This is a genomic window from Pseudomonas sp. NBRC 111140 (assembly GCF_001320885.1).
Lineage (GTDB): Bacteria > Pseudomonadota > Gammaproteobacteria > Pseudomonadales > Pseudomonadaceae > Aquipseudomonas > Aquipseudomonas putida_P.
On the sequence record NZ_BCBQ01000002.1, the window covers coordinates 49169 to 70190 of the forward strand.

12 protein-coding genes are annotated in these 21022 nt (G+C 63.2%); 5 read left to right on the forward strand and 7 right to left on the reverse strand.

The features are described from left to right. Positions 1-60 precede the first annotated feature (60 nt). Complete coding sequence (locus APH42_RS00920) at positions 61-999, forward strand: LysR family transcriptional regulator (protein WP_060492478.1); 939 nt, start codon at positions 61-63, stop codon at positions 997-999. Here the strand turns inward: APH42_RS00920 and APH42_RS00925 are convergent. Continuing rightward, positions 976-2106 (reverse strand): porin, encoded by a 1131-nt coding sequence (locus APH42_RS00925; RefSeq protein ID WP_012272707.1) that lies wholly within the window; start codon positions 2104-2106, stop codon positions 976-978. The genes APH42_RS00920 and APH42_RS00925 overlap by 24 nt on opposite strands. A 373-nt stretch (positions 2107-2479) precedes the next feature. On the opposite strand from APH42_RS00925, the gene APH42_RS00930 reads away from it, so the two are divergent. The 4 genes from APH42_RS00930 to APH42_RS00945 all read left to right on the forward strand — a co-directional run bounded on the left by APH42_RS00930 (position 2480) and on the right by APH42_RS00945 (position 5878). After that, positions 2480-3781, forward strand: a complete 1302-nt coding sequence (locus APH42_RS00930) for an MFS transporter (RefSeq protein ID WP_060492479.1) — start codon at positions 2480-2482, stop codon at positions 3779-3781. A gap of 1 nt (position 3782) precedes the next feature. Beyond that, complete coding sequence (locus tag APH42_RS00935) at positions 3783-4967, forward strand: M20 aminoacylase family protein (protein WP_060492480.1); 1185 nt, start codon at positions 3783-3785, stop codon at positions 4965-4967. Between the two features lie 194 nt (positions 4968-5161). Further along, positions 5162-5419, forward strand: coding sequence for a hypothetical protein (locus APH42_RS00940; protein WP_012272704.1), 258 nt, complete (start codon positions 5162-5164; stop codon positions 5417-5419). Between the two features lie 168 nt (positions 5420-5587). Next, on the forward strand, positions 5588-5878 hold the full coding sequence (locus tag APH42_RS00945; protein ID WP_060492481.1) for a hypothetical protein: 291 nt from the start codon (positions 5588-5590) through the stop codon (positions 5876-5878). A gap of 54 nt (positions 5879-5932) precedes the next feature. Here APH42_RS00945 and arsH read toward each other — a convergent pair whose 3' ends face one another. The 6 genes from arsH to APH42_RS00975 form a co-directional block, all read right to left on the reverse strand. Next, a complete protein-coding gene (gene arsH / locus APH42_RS00950) occupies positions 5933-6634 on the reverse strand; it encodes an arsenical resistance protein ArsH (protein WP_060492482.1) in 702 nt (233 codons plus the stop codon). 13 nt (positions 6635-6647) lie between these two features. Next, positions 6648-7118, reverse strand: a complete 471-nt coding sequence (locus APH42_RS00955; protein ID WP_060492483.1) for an arsenate reductase ArsC — start codon at positions 7116-7118, stop codon at positions 6648-6650. Positions 7119-7146: 28 nt separating this feature from the next. Continuing rightward, positions 7147-8430 carry an arsenic transporter gene (locus APH42_RS00960; protein WP_060492484.1) on the reverse strand — a complete coding sequence of 428 codons (1284 nt, stop codon included), beginning with the start codon at positions 8428-8430 and terminating at the stop codon, positions 7147-7149. 21 nt (positions 8431-8451) lie between these two features. Next, positions 8452-8799, reverse strand: coding sequence for a metalloregulator ArsR/SmtB family transcription factor (locus APH42_RS00965; protein ID WP_012272699.1), 348 nt, complete (start codon positions 8797-8799; stop codon positions 8452-8454). A gap of 120 nt (positions 8800-8919) precedes the next feature. Next, complete coding sequence (locus APH42_RS00970; RefSeq protein WP_012272698.1) at positions 8920-10428, reverse strand: TolC family protein; 1509 nt, start codon at positions 10426-10428, stop codon at positions 8920-8922. A gap of 37 nt (positions 10429-10465) precedes the next feature. After that, the gene (locus tag APH42_RS00975) at positions 10466-20992 is read right to left on the reverse strand and encodes a VCBS domain-containing protein (RefSeq protein ID WP_060492485.1); all 10527 of its coding nucleotides are present in this window, start codon (positions 20990-20992) and stop codon (positions 10466-10468) included. Positions 20993-21022: the final 30 nt, after the last annotated feature.

A 21022-nucleotide genomic window follows, 5' to 3' on the forward strand; every position in this document is an offset into this window, starting at 1 on the left:
AGGCTGTCGGGGCCGCCAAGGAACATTTCAAACCGCCCGCTAACAACAAGGTAAAGACGGTTGAAACTTCACCAACTCAGGGCGCTGGTCGCCATCCATAACGCAGGCAGCATCCTTGAAGCTTCCAAGCTGATGCACATTACTCAGCCTGCGCTGAGCCGTTCGATCAAGGAACTGGAGCGGGAGGTGGGCTTCATCCTGTTGCAGCGTTCTCACAAAGGCATGGCGCTTACCGAAGAAGGCAAGCGTGTCATCCGCCATGCCAACCTCGTGGTGGAAAGCATCCGCCGCCTGCAGATCGAAGCGGCGAGCATTCAGGATGCGGCGCTGGGGGCGGTGTCGATCGGGGTGACATCGCTGACGGCAATGCTGGATGGGGTCGACGAAAGTATCCTGGCGTTCAGGCGCAAGTACCCTCGGGTAAAGATCACCATCACCGACTTGCGCCCCAGCCAGATCCTGCAGCGTTTGCGCGACGGTAGCCTGGACTTTGCCATTACCTCGCAGCAACCCCTGAGCCGGCTTAGCCTGGATTGGGAGGCACTGGGCAGTATCAAGGGCAGGGTGATCTGCCATGCCTCTAACCAGCAAAAGTTCACCCAGTCACTGCGCACCTTGCAGTATGCCCACTGGATCAGCCTGGACGAGCTGTCCGACCAGGCTTCCCAGTTCCATCAGCTGTTCGAAGCCAACGGCCTGCGGGTACCGCAGAACACCGTCGAATGCACCTCGGTGATGATGGCGCTCAAGCTGCTGAAGAACACCGAATCGTTGATGACCATCAGCCAGCTGGCGGTGGACCAAGGGTTCACCTTCGGCGTCGATTGCGAGTACGTGGCCATGCCGGTGCAAGAGCTGATTCCCGATTACCCCATCAACCTGGTCTGCATTGACCGCCACAGCCTCACGGCGCCTGCCCAGGAGCTGTTCCATAGCTTGCGCGGGCAGGTGCTCAGGCAAACCCGTCCAGTGGCGTCAGAAGTGGTAGTACATGCCTAGCGACACGTTGCTTGGGTTGTCACCCACCTGATCCACCGGGGTGCCTGCGTAGGTGACCGATGACGCGCGCTGGTTGCCGATCATGCCGAGCCGCCCGTACACGGCCCAGCGCGGGGTGATGAAGTGGTCATAGCCGACCATCGCCCCCCATGCGTCCTTGTCATGGGCGGTGACCTGGCGCTGCATCACCGCCAGGCGCAGCACATCCCGCTCGCCGACTGGCGCCATCACGCCGAAAGTGTACAGCGTGGTGCTGGGCGTGCCGGCCTGGTCCACGTCCTGGCGCTGCCAGGTCAAGCTGGTGGCCAGCGGACCGAAATCGTAGAACGCTGACAGGCTTTTGTAATAGTTGGCGGTCTGGCGAGAAACGCCACCGTCATCCCAGGGGTCGCTGTAGTACAGGTTGTACGAGGCCAGCAGCATCACCCGGCTGTTGCGGTATTGCAACCTGGCACCGCCGCCGCGCACGGTGCGCCCTTGGCTGGCGGCATCGTCGAAGCCGAAACTCAGTGCGGTACCGAGGCTGAAGCCGCTGAGGGTAGGGCTTGTGTAGGCCAGGGTGTGCTTGGGGCGCAGGTCCAGGTAGAAGGCGCCCTTGCCGGCGGCGGGCAACGCCAGGTAGGTGTAGGGCGAGCCATAGGTGGCCAGGAACGGGTCGGCGTAGGTGGGGGTGCCCATGCTGTAGGTCTTGCCGAATTCGAGTTTGCCCAAGGTGCGCGAGCGCAGGGCAACGGTCGCCAGGCGCAGGGTACCGAGGGTGTCCCAGGTGCCCTCCAGGGCCTTGCCATTGACGTTGAAGCCTTCCTCGACGTCAAGTTCCACGACGGTATCGGGGGTCAGCCCCTTGCGTGCATACAGCCCGAGCTTGTTGGTCCAGGCACCGCCACCGGCCAGCTTGAAGCCCGAGTGGTGCTGTGAATCGTGATAGCTGGCGAACGCATCCACGGTGCCGTAGACCTTGAGTTTGTCATCGAAACCTTGATCCACCCCGTAATACCCAAAACCCGGCGCAATCCGAGCGAGCGTCGGAAAGCCCTCTGCCTGTGCCTGCGCGGCCAGGCAGGCCCCTTGGATCATCAACAGCAACGACGTAGTGCGAGTGTTCATTCACGACTCCAGGCCAGCACGGTGATGTGGTGGCTGTAGCCTCGGTGAACAACAGGTTGCAGCGTGATTGCTTATTCAGCCAGGTCATGCCGTTTGGTTAATCAAAGGCCGGCGCAGCGCGAGGATTGGCGCTAGCACGCGCATCAGACAGGCGTGGAACAGGCTGCAAGGCCGCCCCAAGGTCGCCGATCGGTGAGCCTTGTTGGGGCAGCGCGCGGAGTGAGGGCGAACTGTGCGCCAGCTCAGGGCAATTTAGCCAACGGCCGCGCCGGGCAATTAACCATTGGTTAGCCACTTGCCGAAACTGCAAGTGTGTTGAGTGCCCGATTGGCTGATATTCGCTGCACGCCGCGATTTGCCAACGGAGATAACAATGACCAGACCGCTACCCGCATCGCCAAGCTTGCACAAGGGCGCGCATTCTGCCGCGCAGGCATCGTCTTCACGCAAAACCTTGATCGCCTGCTCGTTGGGCAATGCGCTGGAAATGTACGACTTCACGATCTACAGCTTCTTTGCTGTATTGATCGGCAAGCATTTCTTCCCCTCCGACTCGGCGATGGCTTCGTTGTTGATGTCGCTGGCCACGTTTGGCGTCGGTTTCCTGATGCGCCCGGTCGGGGCGATGATCATCGGTCGCTATGCCGACCGGCATGGGCGCAAAGCGGCATTGAGCCTGACCATCGGGCTGATGACCCTGGGCACCGCATTGATTGCCTTTGCCCCCACGTATTCGCAGATCGGTATTTTCGCCACGCTGCTGCTGGTAACCGGCCGGCTCATCCAGGGGATGTCGGCGGGTGGGGAGATCGGTACCGCGTCGGTGTTCCTGATGGAGTCCAGTGCGGTTGGCAACCGCTGCCAGAGCGTGAGCTGGCAGGCCGCCAGCCAAGGCTATGCCGCGTTGGTCGGGGCCGGCTTTGGCCTGGCCCTCAGCCAATTGCTCGACCCCGCTGCGCTCGAAAGCTGGGGGTGGCGGATACCGTTCATTTTCGGCCTGCTGATCGGGCCGGTCGGTTGGTACATTCGCACGCGTTTGCCGGAAACCCACGAGGCCGCGCCGGCGCGCGAAGGGGAGAAGAGGCTGGACGGCGACCTGCTCAAGCGCATCGCGCTGGGCATCGGCCTGATGGCCAGTTCGACCATTGGCATGTACCTGTTCGTGTTCTACATGCCCACCTACTTGACCACGGCCTTGCATTATCCGGCGGGCAGCGCGATGGCGATTGCCTGTATCAGTAGCGGTTGCATGGCGGTCATCTGCCCGTTGGCGGGCAAGTTCGCCGATAAGTACCAGCTCAGAAAGCGCCTGCTGGTGTGGACGGTTGCCGCGCCAGTGGTGTTGACCTTGCCGGTGTTCTCCCTCTTGGGGCATGTGCAGCACATGGGCCTGGCCATGATGTGTGTGGCAATTCTGATCCTGCCGACCTGTATCGGTGCCGGTGCGTTCTTTGCGCTGATCATGGAGGGCTTCCCGAAGGCCAGTCGCTCCTTCGGTACTTCGGTCAGCTACAGCCTGGGGGTGACGTTGTTCGGCGGCTTTTCTCCGTTGGTGGCCACCTGGCTGATTGCCGCGCTGGGCACGCCGTTGGCACCTGCCTATTTCCTGCTGGCCGGCGGTGTCGTCAGCCTGGCCTGCCTCAAAAACTTCCCCGAAAACAAAGGATGCGCGTGATATGGGTATTTTGCACAGCAATCAACCCCGGCACTCGGCAGCAGCGCTGGACGAGTTCGTCATGCTTCGCCGGCAGATTCACGCCGCGCCGGAGCTTGGTGGCGACACCCCCGATACGGCGGCACTGGTGGCCGACAAGCTGCAGGCCTTGGGCTATGTAGTGCATCGCAATGTGGGCGGGCATGGTGTGGTCGGGGTGCTCAAGGTTGGCGACAGCCCGCGCAGTGTGGGCCTGCGGGCAGACATGGACGCATTGCCCATGAGCGAAAAGAATCCCTTTGCGCATGCCAGCAAAACCCCTGGGCGTATGCATGCCTGCGGCCATGATGGGCATACCGCGATCCTGCTGGCAGCCGCTGCCCAGCTGGCGGCAACGCGCAACTTCAACGGCACGCTTAACGTGATCTTCCAGCCGGATGAAGAAGGGCTGGCCGGCGCCAAGGCGATGATCGACGACGGCCTGTTCGAGCGCTTCCCGTGTGACTCGGTGTATGCGCTGCACAACATGCCCGGCATGCCGGTGGGTACTTGCGTGGTGCAGGCGGGGCCAACCATGGCGTCGTCCGAGCGTGTCAGCATTCGAATCACCGGCAAAGGCGGGCATGGTGCGATGCCGGAGCTGTCGGTAGACCCGGTGATGGCGTTGAACAGCCTGATCAGTGGCATCCAGACCATCAAGTCGCGCAACCTGAGCGTGGAAGAGTATGCGGTCATCAGCATCGGCATGATCCAGGCTGGCACCGTTTACAACATCATCCCCGATGAGGCCTGCATGCTGCTGAGTGTGCGCACCGACACGGCCGAGACGCAGCAGAAGATCAACAGCCGCATTGACGCCCTGGCCAAGGGGCACGCCGCAAGCTTTGGCGTGGAGATCGAGGTGCAATTCACCCAACTGGCGCCGGCATTGTGCAACAGCGATCACGAAAGCGCGTTGTTGCGTGAAAGCCTGCGGCCGTTGTTCGTTGAAGGCGCGTTGCTGGACAAAATGCCGAAGAAGGTCATGGGCACCGAAGACTTCGCCTACATGCTGCAGGCACGGCCTGGCTGCTACTTCATGCTGGGTAATGGCACCGGCGAGTTTCATGGTTGCTCGGTGCACAACCCTCATTATGATTTCAACGATGCGTTGGTGAAGGTGGGCGCCGATTGTTGGGTGAAGTGGGTCCAGGACTATTTGCGCTGACACCTTTGCCGGGGCCGCAAAGCGGCCCCGATGGCTTGTCTGGCTTGCGCTCGTTCAAGCCAGGACGTCCACGCGGCTACGCCGAAATAGACTACCCTTTCAGCCGAAGCCCGCCGTAATGGGCTTTCATCCTGCTATCGTCGCTCTGGCGATTCACACCGGCGGACCAGATTCGGTCCCAAGAGGGTGCACCAATGGCGACCATCGAAACTCAGGCCCTTGAAAAAGGCCTGCAGCAGGTTGAAGCCTGCTGGCAAACGTATACCTCGTCACAGCGACTTGTCGAAGGCCTGAAGGGGAGTGACCTGAGCGCAGCCGTTGACACGGCCAAGCGAGATTTCACAAGGTTTCAGAACCAATGCCAACTTTTCTACGCCGAGGTGCGCAAGCGGGCAGCGGACGCGGACAAGCTGGAAAGCGACATGGCACGGTATCCCCATCACTACCCGTAGACGCCGGATTCGATCCAGCGGCGCATCGGTATTTAGCGTGGCTCAGTATCAAGTCACTGCATTTGGTATCGCTCATCGGAAACGTCGGGAATAGATGCACCCACGCCAGCAAACTCACAGTCGTACAAACACACAGGCCTTTCTGTGTGTGACTTGAGGTAAGCGATCATGGCTAACAATCAAGACAAGGGCGGCAATCAGGGCAATACCAACACCGGTGCGGGCAACAACACCGCGGGTGCTGGCCAACAAGCTGGTCAAGGCTCGGGTGGCGGTAGCCAAACCGGACAAAAACCTGACGACAAGATGAACAGGGAAGGGGACCGCGCTAGTGATACTGGCAGCAAGGGAGGCAGCCCTGAACACCGCGGGACCGACAAGCAGAATGTGACGGATAAAGACCGCATGGGCGGCCAGCAATCGCAAACCGATAAACCGCAGTGGGACAAAGACCGCTAATCGGTGCTCATGCGCACCGGGGTGGAATAACCACTCCGGTGCGAACGGAACGCGTCAGATTGAGCGCTGATTGACGCGGGCAGATAGCTGCTCGGCGTTTTCCTTGCGCTCCGAATAACGATCCACCAGATACGCCTGGCGGTCGCGCAGCAGTAGGGTGAACTTCACCAGTTCTTCCATCACATCAACCACGCGATCGTAATACGGCGAAGGTTTCATGCGCCCGGCGTCATCGAATTCCAGATAGGCCTTGGGTACCGACGACTGGTTGGGGATGGCGAACATGCGCATCCAACGGCCCAGGACGCGTAGCTGGTTGACTACGTTGAACGACTGCGAACCGCCACACACCTGCATCACGGCCAGGGTCTTGCCTTGGGTTGGGCGCACTGCACCCAGCGCCAGGGGGATCCAGTCGATTTGCGCCTTGAACACGGCGGACATCGCCCCATGACGCTCTGGCGAGCACCACACCTGGCCTTCCGACCACAGCACCAGTTCCCGCAGTGCCTGCACCTTGGGGTGCTCCACGGGCGCATCATCAGGCAACGGCAGGCCTGATGGGTCGAACGTGCGGGTTTCGGCTCCGAAGTGCTCCAGCAGGCGCGCGGCTTCTTCCACCAGCAAGCGACTGAAAGAGCGCTCGCGGGTCGAGCCGTACAGCAGCAGGATGCGTGGTTTGTGTTTGCAGGTTCCGGCTGCCGCTGGCGGCAGGTCGAACAGCGTGAGGTCGAGGTTAGGCAGTTGCTCAGACATGTATTCCTCCTGCTCAGAGCGTGCCGATGCGGTCCAGCTCATGCTTGAGCTGCTCGCGGTCGAGGGTGCCGAAAGGCAGAGCGAAGAAGGCCTGGCAACGGTACTCGATGCGGGCCAGAGTGGCGTGGAAAGCCGCGTCGACCGACGCCTCGTCCCCCTTCACATCGGAGGGGTCTTCCAACCCCCAGTGCGCCTTCAGTGCAGGGCCGAAATACACCGGGCAGGCTTCGCCGGCAGCCTTGTCGCACACGGTGATGACGATGTCCGGCGGATTATCTTCGAAAGCATCGTTGCCTTTGCTGGTCAGGCCTTTGGTCGAGATGTTGGCGTGCTGAAGTGTGGTCAGGCTGCGGGGTAAAACCTGCCCCTTGGGAAAGCTGCCGGAGCTGACTGCCTCGAAACCGGGCGGCGCCAGGTGGTTGAACAGCGCTTCGCAAAGGATGCTGCGGCAGCTGTTGGCCGTGCACATGAACAGGACTCGCATGGAGGGTTCCTCGGTTTGATGGCGGACGTCAGAGGCTCAGGCGCAGTGCCAGGGCCGAGAGGGTGATCAGCAAAACCGGCAGGGTCAGCAGGAGGCCGACAGCAAAGTAGTAACCCCAGGTGATGCGCATGCCTTTGCGCTCCAGCACATGCAGCCAAAGCAGCGTGGCGAGGCTGCCTATCGGGGTGATTTTCGGACCGAGGTTGCAGCCGATGACGTTGGCGTAGATCATCGCCTCACGTATCAGGCCCTCTGCGCCGCTGGCCTGGATCGACAAGGCGCCGACCAGAACGCTGGGCATGTTGTTCATCACCGAGGACAGCAGCGCCGAAACTAGGCCGGTGCCGATGGCAGCACTCCATAGACCTTGTTGCGCAAGCCGGTCGAGCAGGTGAGTGAGCATGTCGGTGAGACCGGCGTTTTTCAGGCCATACACCACCAGATACATCCCGAGCGAGAAGATCACCACCTGCCACGGGGCCTCTCGCAGCACGCGACGCGTTGAAATACGGTGACCGTAAGCAGCGACGGCGAACAGAGCGGCGGCACAGGCTGCGGCCACCGCACTGATCGGGATACCCAGCGGCTCCAAGGCGAACAGGCCTGTAAGCAGTGCCACCAGTACCCACATTCCGACTTTGAAGGTGGCGCGGTCGACAATCGCCTCGCTCGGTTTCTTCAGCGCATCGAGTGCATACCGCCTTGGGATGTCACGGCGGAAAAACAGAAAAAGCACCACCAGGGTGGCTGCCACGCTGGCGATATTCACCGGCACCATTACCGAGGCATATTCGGTGAAACCCAGGCCGAAGTAATCGGCCGAGACGATGTTGACCAGGTTGGAGACCACCAGCGGCAGGCTCGCCGTGTCGGCAATAAAGCCCGCAGCCATGACAAAGGCCAGTGTCGCAGCAGGCGAGAAGCGCAATGCGAGCAGCATCGACATGACGATTGGTGTAAGAATCAGCGCCGCGCCATCGTTGGCAAACAGCGCCGACACGGCGGCGCCGAGCAACACGCTGAAGGCGAACAGGCGATAGCCGCTGCCGTTTGCCCAGCGCGCAACGTGCAGCGCGGCCCATTCGAAGAAGCCGGCTTCATCGAGCAGCAGGCTGATGATGATGACGGCGATGAAGGTGGCGGTAGCGTTCCAGACAATGGCCCACACGGTGGGGATATCGTGCAGGGAAACCGCGCCAGCCAGCAAGGCAATGACGGCACCCAGCGCGGCACTCCAGCCGACGCCAAGCCCCTTTGGCTGCCAGATGACGAGGGTGAGGGTGAGGACGAAGACAGCAATGGCGACCAGCATGAACATCTCGCTTGGTGAGAATCAGCAGCAGGCGGAATCACGAACGGGGCGCCCGTCCATGTTCTTCAAGCGAAGGGAATTGTCTGCCAGCCACTGCGAATTGGCCTGCAGGGTGACCTGCAACATTTCAAGTACCCAGGCGGGCAACTGTGGATTCAGGCGGTAATACACCCACTGGCCCTGGCGGCGATCCAGCAACATGCCGTTGCTGCGCAGTTGCGCCAGGTGGCGACTGATCTTGGGTTGGCTGTCGTCCAGCGCGCACATCAGTTCGCAGACGCACAACTCCCCCAGACTGGCGATCAGCAGGGTGGCACGAGCGCGAGTCTCGTCTGACAGGCTTTTGAAAACTTCAGGTGGAGTGATCATGGCAGCACCAGACATATGGAAAAGCGAATATACGTTTATCCATATGTTTGGTGCAAGCGCAGCTTGGCTGAAGCTCAGGCGAGGGTCACCCACTGGCGCAGGGTAACCTGCGCCGGTCGGTCACTTTGCAGCGGATATCAGGTTTTCCTGGCTCTGCTGCTCGACCGTTCGCTGGATCTCCCGCGCCAAGGTCTTCACATCATGCTGCTCGATTTCCTTGGGCATCACTTCAAAGCCAACCGAGTTGTACAACCGCCCCCAGGCGGCCTGTGCATCGGAGTAGGCCGCCTCGCGCTGGTAGCGTGACAGCAGCAGGCGGCCTTCGGCGCGGATCAGTTCCAGCTCGCTACCCAATGCGGCGCTGCGCGAGGAACGGGCGTAGTCCAGCAGGCTTTGATCGACGCGCAGGCTTTCGTCGGCGAAGTCCACTTCCTGGCGGGCCAGCTGGTAGCGCAGCAGGCCCACGCGGACCTGGGTGAGGATGGCCATGGACAACGCCGTGCGGCGCATGTCGTCGGTCTTTTCCTGGCTTTTTTCCGCAGCGGTGATGTCGGGGTATTGCAGCAGGCGCAGCAGGTTCAGCGAGACATTGATGCCGGTCTGGTTCCAGTCGCTGTTGTACAGGTACTTGTTGGAGTCGTACTCGTAGCCGTAGTTGAAGCTCACGTTGGGCCACAACTGGGCCTTGGCGATCTTCAGGTCGTTCATGCTCACGCGCTTGCGGTACCACTCTTCCATGATTTCCGGGCGGCGCTCCAACGACAGGCGTTCGAGTTTTTCCATGTTGCCGTTGAGCAGTGGCAGCGGCTGCTCGTTGGTGTCGGCCAGCACCATGCGGGTGTTCGGCGGCAGCGACATCAGCGCGGCCAGTTCGGCGCGGGCGAACTCCAGGTCCTGGCGGCGCACGGTGAGCATGTACACCGAGTCGAGCAGGGCGCGTTGGTAGGCGAGGATGTCCTGGCGCGGCAGCAGGCCACGGCCCTCGGCTTCACGGGCAGAGGTCAGGGCACGGTGGGTACGCATCAGCAGGCCGTCCACTTCCGGCAGCAGGCGTTGCGCACCGAGGGCACGCCAATAGGCGTTGCGCACGTCCTGCAGGACGTTTTGCGCCACCTTTTCCCGGCGTTCCTCGGCCATCAGCATCTGGTCGTTCTTTTGCTGGGTGCGGAAGTAGGCAACACCGAAGTCCAGCAGGCTCCATGACAGGCCGAGGCTGTAAAGCGTGCGGTAGCGCTCCTCGGAGGTGGACGGGCGCAAGCTGACCTGGCGGTCTTCGATGCCGATCGAGGTGCCGCCGGAATCGTTGTTGCGCCCGGCGTAGCCGGCGGAGGCGACCAGGCGCGGCAGCATCTCGTGGCTGGAAACATCGCGCAGGTCCGAGGCCAGGGCGCTCTCCAGCAGTTTCAGGCGATAGTCGAGGTTGTATTTCAGGGCCCGCGCCGACGCTTCGTAGAAGGTAATCGGCCCGTTGACCGGTTCCTGTTCCTTGTACATGCGCGCCTGGTCCTCGATGACCCGCTGACGCATTTCGTCTTCACTGTAGGGCTTGGGCTCGAAGGCCGAGCAGGCGCCGAGCAGCAGGCCGAGGGCTGTGACGGTGCTCAGGCTTTTCAATGTCGATACGGGCATAGGCTGTCCTTGTTCAATCCGTGATGAGACATCGGCGTCATGGTGCGTTGCTACCGCGACGCTGCGCGGCTTCGCGCAATTGTGCGCGGAAGCCGTTCGCCGGCTGCGCGCGTTGTTCAGGCGCCATGTCACGAGGCAGAGGTGCCCACAGTGACGGGTCTGGCAACAGGCCATCGGCACTCAGGCTGATGACGCCCTGGCGGCCGTCGACCCAGTCCTTGTCCTCCTCGCTGGCCAACCGGCTGGCGGCCACTGCCTTGGCGACGAACTGGCCGTTGACCAGGCCAAGCTGGGCGCCGAGGGACTGGCTTTCGATTTCGGGTGTGGCGAACAATTGCACGTTGCTGCCATCGGCTCCCCAGGCCGACAGGGTCAGGGACTGGTTGATCTGTTCCACCACCGGCGTGACGTAGATCGCTGGCGTAACCTCCGGCAGCGGCAAGCCGCCCAACCTTTCCTGGCTGTCGCGGTCCAGGTACGGCCCCGGTGGAATGTAAGGCGTGGAAATATCCAGGGTGATGGTCAGCTGGGCCTGGTCGGTTGCACCGGCCAGGTCGCTGACGGTGTAGGTGAAATAGTCCTGGAGCACTTGCCCCAGGCCCGCCGCCGCCAGCACCTCGCGGTTGCTCAGGTCGATGGTGTAGGTGTAGCTGCCGTCGGCATTGAGCACCAGGGTGCCGTAGCGGCCGGCGATGGGCTGGCCAATGACACCGGCAGTGCCACTGGCGCCTTCCTGGCCGCTGCGGATACCCGTGACGGTCAGGCTATCGCCGCCGTCCACGTCGCTGTCGTTGGGCAGCACGTTACCGCTGGTGTGCGGCGCTGGTACCTGGTCACTGGCAGTGTTGCTGTCATCGCGGGCCACAGGGTTGTCGTTGGCCCCCTGGACGGTCACGCTCAGACGTGCCTCGGAGGTGGCGCCAGCGGTATCGCGCATGCGGTAGGTGAACACTTCGCGTAATGTTTCGTTCGCACTGCGCATGGCCTGCACGATGGGGTTGGTGTTGTCGACCAGGTATTGGTAACTGCCGTCAGCACTGATCAGCAGGGTGCCATACAGGCCTTGCAGCAGCTGGCCTGCGCTGGCGGTCTGGCCGTTTTCGGCGCTGTACTGCAGCACGGTCTTGCTCTCACCGTACTGCACGCCGTCCACGTCGGTGTCGTTGTCCAGCACGTTGCCGCGCGGGTCTACCCCCGCGCCGGTATTGTTCACACCGCCGGCTTCCACGGCGATGGCGGTGTCATCGTGGGCTACCGGGACGTCGTTGCGGCCGTCGATGGTAATGCTCAGCAGGCCGTTGGCGGTGCCGCCCCAGAGGTCGGTGAGCAGGTAGGTGAAGTTGTCCACCAGGGTTTGGCCGCTGACACGCAGTGCCTGCACCGTCGCCAGGCTGTTGTCGAGCACGTAGCTCCAGCTGCCGTCGGCGTTCAGGGTCAGGTCGCCGTACTGGCCGCGCAACGTTTGCCCGACTGCGGTGGGGCTACCTGGCAATGGCCCGTCGCCGCTCCAGAACGCCAGCACTTCGAGGGTTTCCGGCACGATGATGTTGATGGTGTCGGGGTCGCTGTCGTTGTCCATCACGTTGCCGGACGGGTTGCTGCCGGGGATGGCGTTGTCCAGGCCGCCGGCTTCGATGGCCAGGCCCTGGTCAGGGTTGGCCACCGGTGGCTGGTTTTCACCGCGGATGAGCACGAAGAGGGTCGCGGTGTCGCTCAGGCCGCCGCCGTCGGTGACCTGGTAGGTGTAGCGCTGGATGACGAAGCCCAACGGGCCGAGTGCGATGATGTCCGGGTCGCTGGAGTTGACCACGAAGCGGTAACTGCCGTCGGCATTGAGGGTCAGGGTGCCATAGTTGGTGGTGACGGTGGCGCTGCCGGTCAGCGGGTCGAGCGTCGGGTTGCTGCTTTCCTCGCCCACACCCACGGCGGTGACGGTCTTGCTGTCATTGGCATCCACGTCAGTGTCGTTGTTCAGCACATTGCCGGTGGGGTTGCGCCCGCCATTGCCATCGTCATCGGTGGCCACCGCGTACGCCAGGTCATCATGGGCCACGGGGGTGTCGTAGCGCCCTTCGATGGTGATGGTGATTTGTGCCTGGGAGCTGGCACCTTCGGTGTCGTGCATGCGGTAGCTGAAGGTTTCGACCAGGCTTTCGCCGGCCTTGAGAGCCTGTACGGCCGCCAGGCTGTCGTTGACGGTGTAGACGTAATTGCCGTTGGCATCGATGCTCAAAGTGCCGTAGCTACCGGCGACCTGCGTGGCGCCCGCGCCAACCTGGACGAACGTACCGCCGGCGGCGAGGGTGCCCAGGTAAACACCATCCAGCGTCTTGCTGTCACCGGCGTCCACATCAAGGTCATTGCCCAGGGCATTGCCGCTGCCGGCCTGGCCTGGCGTGCCGTTGTTCACGCCACCGGCTTCGACGGCGATGGCACTGTCATTGGCGGCGATCGGCGTGTCATTGCGACCGTGAATGACCACGGTAAAGGTGGCGGTGACGGTCTTGCCGTTACCATCGCTGACGCTGTACTGGAATACCTCGGTGAGCCGGTCGGCATCGGTACGCAGGGCCTGCACGGCGCTGTTGGCGTTGTCTACCACGTAGCGGTAATTGCCCTGGCTATCCAGGACCAGGCTGCCGTAGTTGCCCGCCAGTGGTTGCCCGAGAATGCCTGTCACCCCCGTTGGGCTGAGCACGCCGCTGATGCTCAGGGTATCGCCGTCGGGGTCGCTGTAGGCAGCACTGATGTTGCCGCTGGGATCGACGCCGGCGATGGCGTTGTTCAGGCCGCCGGCTTCGATGGCGTCGATGTTGACGGCGTTGACCACGGGTGGGTCGTTGACCCCGGTGACGGTGATCACCAGCTGCGCCTGGTCCGTCAGCCCGCCGCTGTCGTGGATCTGGTAGGTAAAGATCACGTCGAGGCTTTGCCCGGCCGCCAAGGCACGTATGGCAGGGTCGGCACTGTTGACGACGAAGGTGTAGGTGCCGTCCTGGTTGAGGATGAGCTGACCGAAGTTGCCGCTGATCAGGCTGTTGTCGGCCAGCCGGGCCACGCTGCCGTCGATGGCTGCGGGGCTGCCGGCGCCGACCGGGGTGAGTGCACCCCCGGTGCTTTCCAGGCCACTGCGCACACCGTCGACCTTGAGCTGGGTGGCGGTTGGCTGGTCAAGGTTGTCGACGTCGGTGTCTGCGCCCACGCCACCGTTGCCGGTGATCACGTTGCCACTGGCATTGACCGGTGCTGGGCTGCCATCGCTGGCACCGGCAGTGGCGGTGCCATGGTCGTCCACGGCCACCGGCGCATCATTGGCACCCTGGATGGTGATAACCAGCACGCTGATGGAACTGAGGCCATCAGTATCGGCCATCTGGTAGCTGAACTGTTCGACCAAGGTCTGGCCGGGGGACAGCGCCTGGACGGCAGCGTTGTTGTTGTCGACCACGTAGCGGTAACTGCCGTCGGTGTTGAGGGTCAGGGTGCCAAAATTGGCCACCATGGTGGTCGACCCACCGCTGGGCAGGGGGATGATGCGCCCGCCGCCCGGGCCGTCGAAACGTAGGGTGGTGACATGCTTGGTTTCGCCCAGCGCTGGGGAGTCCACGTCAGTGTCGTTGTCCAGCACGTTGCCGACTGCGTCCTGGCCCGGTGTGCTGTTGTTGGTGCCCCCGGCTTCGATGGCAGTGGCGACGTCGCCGTGGGCGATCGGCGTGTCGTTGGCACCGTGGATGTTGATCTGCAGCACCGCGCTGCTGCCCAGGCCGCCGGTGTCGACGATGTCGTAGCTGAAGAACTCGCTGATGAACTGGCCAGCGGTGCGCAGCGCCTGCACAGCGGGGTTGTCGTTGTCGACGATGTACTGGAAGCCCCCATTGGGCCGCATGACCAAGGTGCCGTAGAGGCCCTGCAAGACTGTGACGAGATTGTCGCCCACCGCCACACCCCCTGGTGTGAGGTTGTTGGCAATGCGGGTGACGGTAAGCACGTCGCCGTTGGTCTGGATATCGACGTCGGTGTCGTTGAGCAGCACGTTGCCAGTCGGGTTCACGCCCGGGTCGCCGTTGTTGAAACCGCCGGCCTCCACCGCGATCGCCAGGTCGGCGTTGGCGATGGGCGCGTCGTTGACCGGGGTGATGATGATGTTCATCACGTCGGTGTCGGTCAGGGCATCGACCGGGTTTTGCCCAGGGATACCGTCGCCGTTGAGCGGGTGGTCGCCGTAGTTGCCCTGGTCGTTGGTGACCATGGTCAGGGTTTCGGCGGTGCGTGCGGTGTTGAAGTCCTGGTCGCCTTTGTAATAAAGCTGCGCGAGCAGTGCGTTCAACTCGGCCAGGGTGCCAGTCAGTACCAGGCTGCGTCCGGCACCGGCCGGTGGTGTAGCGTTGGCTGCCGGTGGGGTGGCGCTTTGCCAGAGCACCCCGTGGAGTACCGACAGGGTAATGGTCATGACCCCGTCGGCATTGCCAGCATTCACGTCCACGTCGCTGATGGCCAGCCCCGTGAGGTGCAGCACCGTGTCTTCCAGCCCCTGTTGGTCGGCCACGGTGTTGACCGGGGCTTCGTTCAGGTGCACGTAGCCGGCATCGGCGGTGCCAGTCGAGCCTTCGCCCAAGGCCAGGTTGATGCCGCCAAGCCCGCTCGCCGCAGTGCCGGTATCGCTGTCGATGCGTAACCGGAAGTTGTTGTTCGCCGCTGCTTGATGGTCTTGCGCCACGGCCACCAGGTAGCTGCCCGAGGGCAACAGGGCGAACTGGTACAAACCGCCATTGGCGGTAACGGTGGTGAAGGTGCGATCGTCAGCGGTGCCGAACTGGCCGTCGTCACCGGCCCAGGTCAGGGTCACGTCGATGCCGTCCAGGCCTGGGCCATCGGGGGTGACGCTGTCGGTGGCGCTGCGGGTGTCGTCCCATAGCGTGCCTTGGATCACCCCCATGCCAGCCCCTTCGCTGAGCACGTAGTTGTTCAGGCCGTTGGCGCCGTCCTGGCCGTTGCGCTCACCGGTGGCGCCACCGGCGATGGCGGGCAGCGAGCCGCCCCAGCCGTTGTTCTCGAAGTCGGTGGGCAGGCTGGTCCAGGTCAGTACCGCAGAACTGGCAGCATTGTCGGCGATGGTGACGTTGGGCAGGGTGACCGTGTAGATCACCTGCACGGTGTCGCCTGGCGCCAGGCGATCGAAGTCCAGTGAAATCCCCGTACCGTCGCTGAAGCTGACGCCTGCCGGCAGGTTGGCCAGGTCCAGCGCCGCGCCGTTGAGCAGAATGCTTTGTACCTGGTAGTTGCTGCCGTTGGGGAACTGGTCGGCCAGGTGAGTGTTGTAGGCGGGCACGTCACCGTTCTGGGTGAAGCTTACCGAAACCGTGGCGTTGGTGGTGCCGTTGCCTGGGCTGACGTCGATGACCGATTTGTCCAGGTTGACGAAGCTGGGCTCGACCACCCGCTCGAACAGGGTGTCGCTCTTGCCCCTGTCCACGCCGCCGTTGAGGCCGACGTGTTCGTGGGCCGACACGCCCAGGTTGGCACCGGCCTGGTTGCTGGCCACGTTGCTGACGCGCACGTTGAATTCCAGCACCACGCCTTCGACATCGGGGTCGTTGATTTCGTTGTTGATCAGGTTGCCCAGGCTGAACGTGACGGTCTGGCTGCCATCTGCATGGGTGGTAATGACCAGCCGCCCATTGTTGATGTCGAACACCCCGGTCGGTACGGCGCCGGACAGATCTGGGTTGATGCCTTGCGCCACATCGCTGAGCTCGTTGCCCGGCATGCTCAAGGTGCCGCTGCTGATCAGGTTGGTGGCATCGGTGGTCAGGCCGGCAGGGGTGTTGGACAGGAAGGCGATGAGGATGTTGTTGAGGCTGGCGGGAATGAACTCCAGGCCAGCGGCGAGTTCGATGCGGATCTGGTAGTCAGGGTTGTCGCCGGTGGGCACCAGCACAGCCACGCGATAGCGCACGATTTCACCGACCACCACCGTCTCGGAAACACCGCTGGTGTCGGTCACGCCGCTGCTGTTGGTGGCGGGGGGCGTGTCGGTGACGCCGCCTACCCGAGAGATGCGCACGCCGTTGCTGACCTGGAAGGTGAGCAACGATGCCAGCCGGTAATCGTTCAGGCTGCCGCCATTGAGCAGGCCATCTTCGCCACTGCGTTCGCCATTGACGGTGTCGATCGCATTGCTGCTGCCGTCAAGGCTGGTCCAGCGCACCTCCACGGCGTTGGCAAAGGCCGCTTCACCGGCTGCCGTGGCGTTCACGGTGCCGGTCAGTTGCAGCACGATACGACCGCCGTTGGCGATGTCGATATTGGCCCCGCTGACGCTGATCAGTTGGCCACCCTGGATGATGAAGTCCGCGCCGCCATTGTTGGTCGCACCACCGCTGTAGGTAATGCCGATAATGCTGACGCCAGAGAGTTCGGTGGGCAGGCCGTCGAGCAGGCTGATATCGAAGGCGTTGGTACCCGAAGTGTTGGTGATGACGATCTCGAAGGTGACCACGTCGCCGTCTTCGTAACCTCCGAACACCGGCGTAGAGGTGATCTGTTGCGTCACCGTCAGCGTCGGCTCGACGATGGTGACGCTCGGTTGCTGTGCGCTGACCACGTTGCGCTCTACCGGCGTGGCGCCATTGGGGGTATCGCCGTCGGGGTCGCTGTATACCAGTTGCGCCCCGTTGTTCAGCGTGGTGCCTTGCTGGTTGCCAGTCACGTTGCTGGCCACCAGTACCAGGCGGATGACGAAGCTGTTGTTGCCGGTTACGTTGTCGGCGTTGGCACCGGCACTGCTGAACACCAGTTGCAGGTCGGCACCGTCACTGCCGTCCGGCGTGAGCGGGTTGATACTGACGCTGCCATTGAAGTCTGCGGTCAGCGCCGCGCTGCCGGCCACCGTGGTAATCAGCTGGTAGCCGAGGTTGCCATTGAAGCGTGGGTCCAGGCGCAGGCCGGGCGGGATCAGGTCGTTGAGGCGCAGGTTGCTGGTCACGCCTTCGGGCAAGGTGATGACGATGTCGTAGGTCATGCTTTCGCCGACCACCAGGTTGCTGCCGGTGGTGTGCGCGGCACTGGAATCATCGTCGCTGAGGCTGCCGTTCTGGTAGGTCTTGCTGATGCCAGGGGCGGCGACCTGCTGGTTGGCGACTTCCACCAGGTCGGTTGGGGTGAAGTCCTGGCCGCCATTGACGCTGGCGTAGTTGGTCAGCGCTGCGCTGCTTTGCAGGGTGCTGGAGGCGAGGATCGCGTCGTTGACAGTGACGTCGTAGGTGATGACCACAACGTTGGCACCGGACAAGTCGCTGGCGGTGCCTGCACGGCCAGCCAGGAGGGTGGCCTGGCCATTGGCGTCGAGGAACGTGATGGTGCTGCCGTTGACGCTGTAGTCGGTGCCGGCCACCAGCAAGGTGCCGTCGCCACGGTAGATTTGCAGGTTGGCCGCCGCCAGGCTGCCACCGACAAAGGCAAGCCCGGTGGGCAGGGTGATGCTGGTGCTGACATCGTAGGCACCGCCGCCACCGGTGTTCTTGAGGGCGGTGGCCAGGCGCAGGGTGTCGGCGCCGTCGATGCCACTGACGTTGCCGTCCACCGCCGCCAGGCTGGTGACGCTGCCGCCGAACGGCACGCCGCTGGTGCCGGGTGCGTTCCAGCTGCCCGTGGTGCCGGTGACCGTGCCGTTGCTGCTGGAGACAACCCCGTGCTTGATGTCCAGCACCGGTTCGGCCACCGACTCGATCACCGCCACGTCCGAGGAGACGAGCACGGTTTTGTCCACCGTGGTGGTCTGGCTCGATTGCGCCAGCACGTCGAGTTCACGCTGGTCGGCGAACGGCTGGTCGCCGACCACCATGGTGAAGCGCACTTGCACCGTGCCGCCATTGAGGCCGCCGGAGGCGTAGTTGCCGAAGTCGAAGACGATGGAGTTGCCGGGGCCGGTGGTGACGCTGTCCGGCACGTCCAGAATGGTGTTGCCGCTGCCGATGCTCCATTGCCCGACACCGGTGCCGAAGCTCCAGCTGATGCCGCTGGCATCCAGCAATGGCAGCGGCAGGTAGGCGGTAAGCTTGAAATTCTCGTAGTCGGCTATCAGCAAATCGTAGCTGATGGTGAAAGTCACCACATCGCCTGGGCGCAGCTCACCGTTGGCGGGCGGGTTACCGCCGTTGACCTGGGTGAGCTCGATATCGACGTTGGAGGTTTCGATGGTGCTGAGGGTGCTGGAACCATCCGTCTGGGTGCCGCCGATGTTCAACGCATCGCGCAGCACAGTAGCGGCCACGATGGCATTGTTGCCCACGCTGTCGCCTTCGTTGAGTTGGTCGTGGGGCGGGTGGTCGGTGGTGTAGGTGGTGTCGACAGTAGCGTCATAGACGATGCGCAGGCCGGTAGCGCCGTTCTGTTCGGTATCGTCGTAGAGGTCACCGAACAAGGCCGCCACGCCGGGGCCGGCGATTGCCTGGCGAATGGATTCGGCAATGTCGAACACCAAGGTGGTGCTGCCGTCGGCGTTCACCGTCTGGGTAAAGACCAGGGCGATGCTCAACGACGTGCCGTTGCCCTGCAGCAGCAGGGTGGGTGGGTTGGCTGAGCTGAACGTCAAGCCGTCGCCAAGCTGGTCGGTGACGGTGAACTGGCCTTGCTCGAGGATGTTTTCGCCGAAGGCGAAGAAGTCGGAAATGGCCACGTCCATGGTGTAGCGCAGGGTGTCGCCGGGGGTGAGGCCGACGCTGCCGACGTCGTTCTGCAGGTCGACTTGCTTGAGCAAGGTGATCGACTTGGCGACGAAGGTCACGCCCTGGCCATTGCCGGTTTCACTGAACGGGTAGCCGTCCGGGTCCAGCGGGCGGTCGCGCGGGTCGAGCGGGTTCCAGCCGCCTGTGACGCTGGCGGTCCCGAAATTGATGGTGACCGGGTTGCCGGTAGTCGGGTCGAGCACTGGGCGGCCATTGGCGTCGATTTCCGGCACATAGAAGCTCACCTGGGTTTCGCTGGCGGCGCTCAGGCTGTCGTAGTGAATGGCATAGCTGGCCACGAAGGCGTTGGGGTTGGCCAACGCTGCTGCGATCAGCGCGGGGTCGGTCAGCACCGTGCCGTCGTGCAGGGTGACCGACGTCAGCGTGCCGCCGGGGCCTGGGGTGATGGCGCTGACATGGACCTGATCGGGCACCGTCTGGGTCACGGTGACGTTGGTCAGGGTCTGGCCGGGGGCCGGGGTCACGGTGACCGTCTGGGTGCGGGTGTAGTTGGGGCCGGTGACGGTTTCGCCTTCGGGCATGTTGACCGTTTGCGTGACCTTGAGCAGGGTGGGGGTGATGATGAAGCTGTGCAGCGAGGCTTCGACCAGGCTTGGGTCCTGAACCGGGTTGTTCAGCGAGTCGTTGCCGTACTCGAAACCGGCCCTGGCATTGATGGTGAGGTTGGGCGCGCCATCGGAGTAACTGGTATCGGCCAGGTTGCTCAACAGCCCGGTGACCTGGATGTCGATGCTGGGCTGGCCATTGGTCACGCTGGCGTAAGGCAGTTGCAGCACCACCATCTGGTCACCGGGCTTCATGCCGACACTGGCGGCATTGATTACCAGTGCATTGCCACTGGCATCCTTGGCCAGCGGGTGGCTGGCATTGCCGTTGGCATCGAAGGTGATCACGAAGCTGTTCACTGCCTGTCCCAGATAGGTAGCGGACACGAATGTGGCGCCATCGTTGCCGTCACGGCCAGTGGCGGGCATGAACAGGTCGAGATAAGGGGCGTAGCCTTCCTGGGTCGAGGGGTTGGTGAAGCTGACGGTAAAGGTGAATTGTTCGCCCAGCTGCACTTCGGCGCCACCGCTGCCAAGGCTTGCGGTGGGGCTGGCATCGGCCAGCAGGCCCTGGAAGCTGGTCAGCGTGGAGGCGGCCAGGGCGATGGTCTTGTCCACGTCGCCGCTGCGCACTTCCAGGCGCCAGTCGCCACCGGCCAATTGGCTGCCGGTGGCATTGTTCGAGGCGCCGACATCGGCGCCGGTCCAGCGCGCCAGTTCGTCAACCAGCGCCTGGCCGCTGCTGCCGGCGCCGACGTCGCAGCCGTACAGCTGGATGTCGGCCCCGGCATTGAGTTCGCCGCGCCATGCGCTGAGGCGCTCGCCCAGTTGCTCGACGGATTGCTGGGTGAACACCTGGTTGCCCAGGGTGAACTGGCCAGCGGCGCCGTGGGAGAACACCTGAATGGAATCGACCTTGCCCAGTTGCGCCAGGGTATTGCTGATGGCCGCGATGGCGTCCTGGCCTGCGTCCACGACCAGTGCGGTGGTGCCGGCCGGCAGGCTGGCGACGAGCTGGTCGCGGTTTTCCACGCGGGCGTCGACCACCACCAGGTTGCGCGGTTGGGCGGCGGGTGCGGCGGTGGTTTGCGCTTCACTGGCGGTGGGGGCGGGGTGGCTGGTGTCCTTGGCCTCGGCGTGACCGGGGTCGCTGTGCTGCTGGTCGACAGCGGCAGCGGCTGCACCGTCGAACAGAATCCGTTGTTCGAGGGCCAGGGTTTGTGACCGGGGGCGCAAGGTAGCGCCGATACCGGCTCTGTTCTTCATGTCCATGATGAATACCTGCTCGCAGAAACGTCACCA

Bases quoted from the DNA above. Each gene is read 5' to 3' on its own strand.
- APH42_RS00940 (WP_012272704.1), top strand. From the start codon at position 5,162: ATGGCGACCATCGAAACTCAGGCCCTTGAAAAAGGCCTGCAGCAGGTT.
- arsH (WP_060492482.1), bottom strand. From the start codon at position 6,634: ATGTCTGAGCAACTGCCTAACCTCGACCTCACGCTGTTCGACCTGCCG.
- APH42_RS00930 (WP_060492479.1), top strand. From the start codon at position 2,480: ATGACCAGACCGCTACCCGCATCGCCAAGCTTGCACAAGGGCGCGCAT.
- APH42_RS00975 (WP_060492485.1), bottom strand. From the start codon at position 20,992: ATGGACATGAAGAACAGAGCCGGTATCGGCGCTACCTTGCGCCCCCGG.
- APH42_RS00945 (WP_060492481.1), top strand. From the start codon at position 5,588: ATGGCTAACAATCAAGACAAGGGCGGCAATCAGGGCAATACCAACACC.
- APH42_RS00935 (WP_060492480.1), top strand. From the start codon at position 3,783: ATGGGTATTTTGCACAGCAATCAACCCCGGCACTCGGCAGCAGCGCTG.
- APH42_RS00965 (WP_012272699.1), bottom strand. From the start codon at position 8,799: ATGATCACTCCACCTGAAGTTTTCAAAAGCCTGTCAGACGAGACTCGC.
- APH42_RS00955 (WP_060492483.1), bottom strand. From the start codon at position 7,118: ATGCGAGTCCTGTTCATGTGCACGGCCAACAGCTGCCGCAGCATCCTT.
- APH42_RS00925 (WP_012272707.1), bottom strand. From the start codon at position 2,106: ATGAACACTCGCACTACGTCGTTGCTGTTGATGATCCAAGGGGCCTGC.
- APH42_RS00970 (WP_012272698.1), bottom strand. From the start codon at position 10,428: ATGCCCGTATCGACATTGAAAAGCCTGAGCACCGTCACAGCCCTCGGC.
- APH42_RS00960 (WP_060492484.1), bottom strand. From the start codon at position 8,430: ATGCTGGTCGCCATTGCTGTCTTCGTCCTCACCCTCACCCTCGTCATC.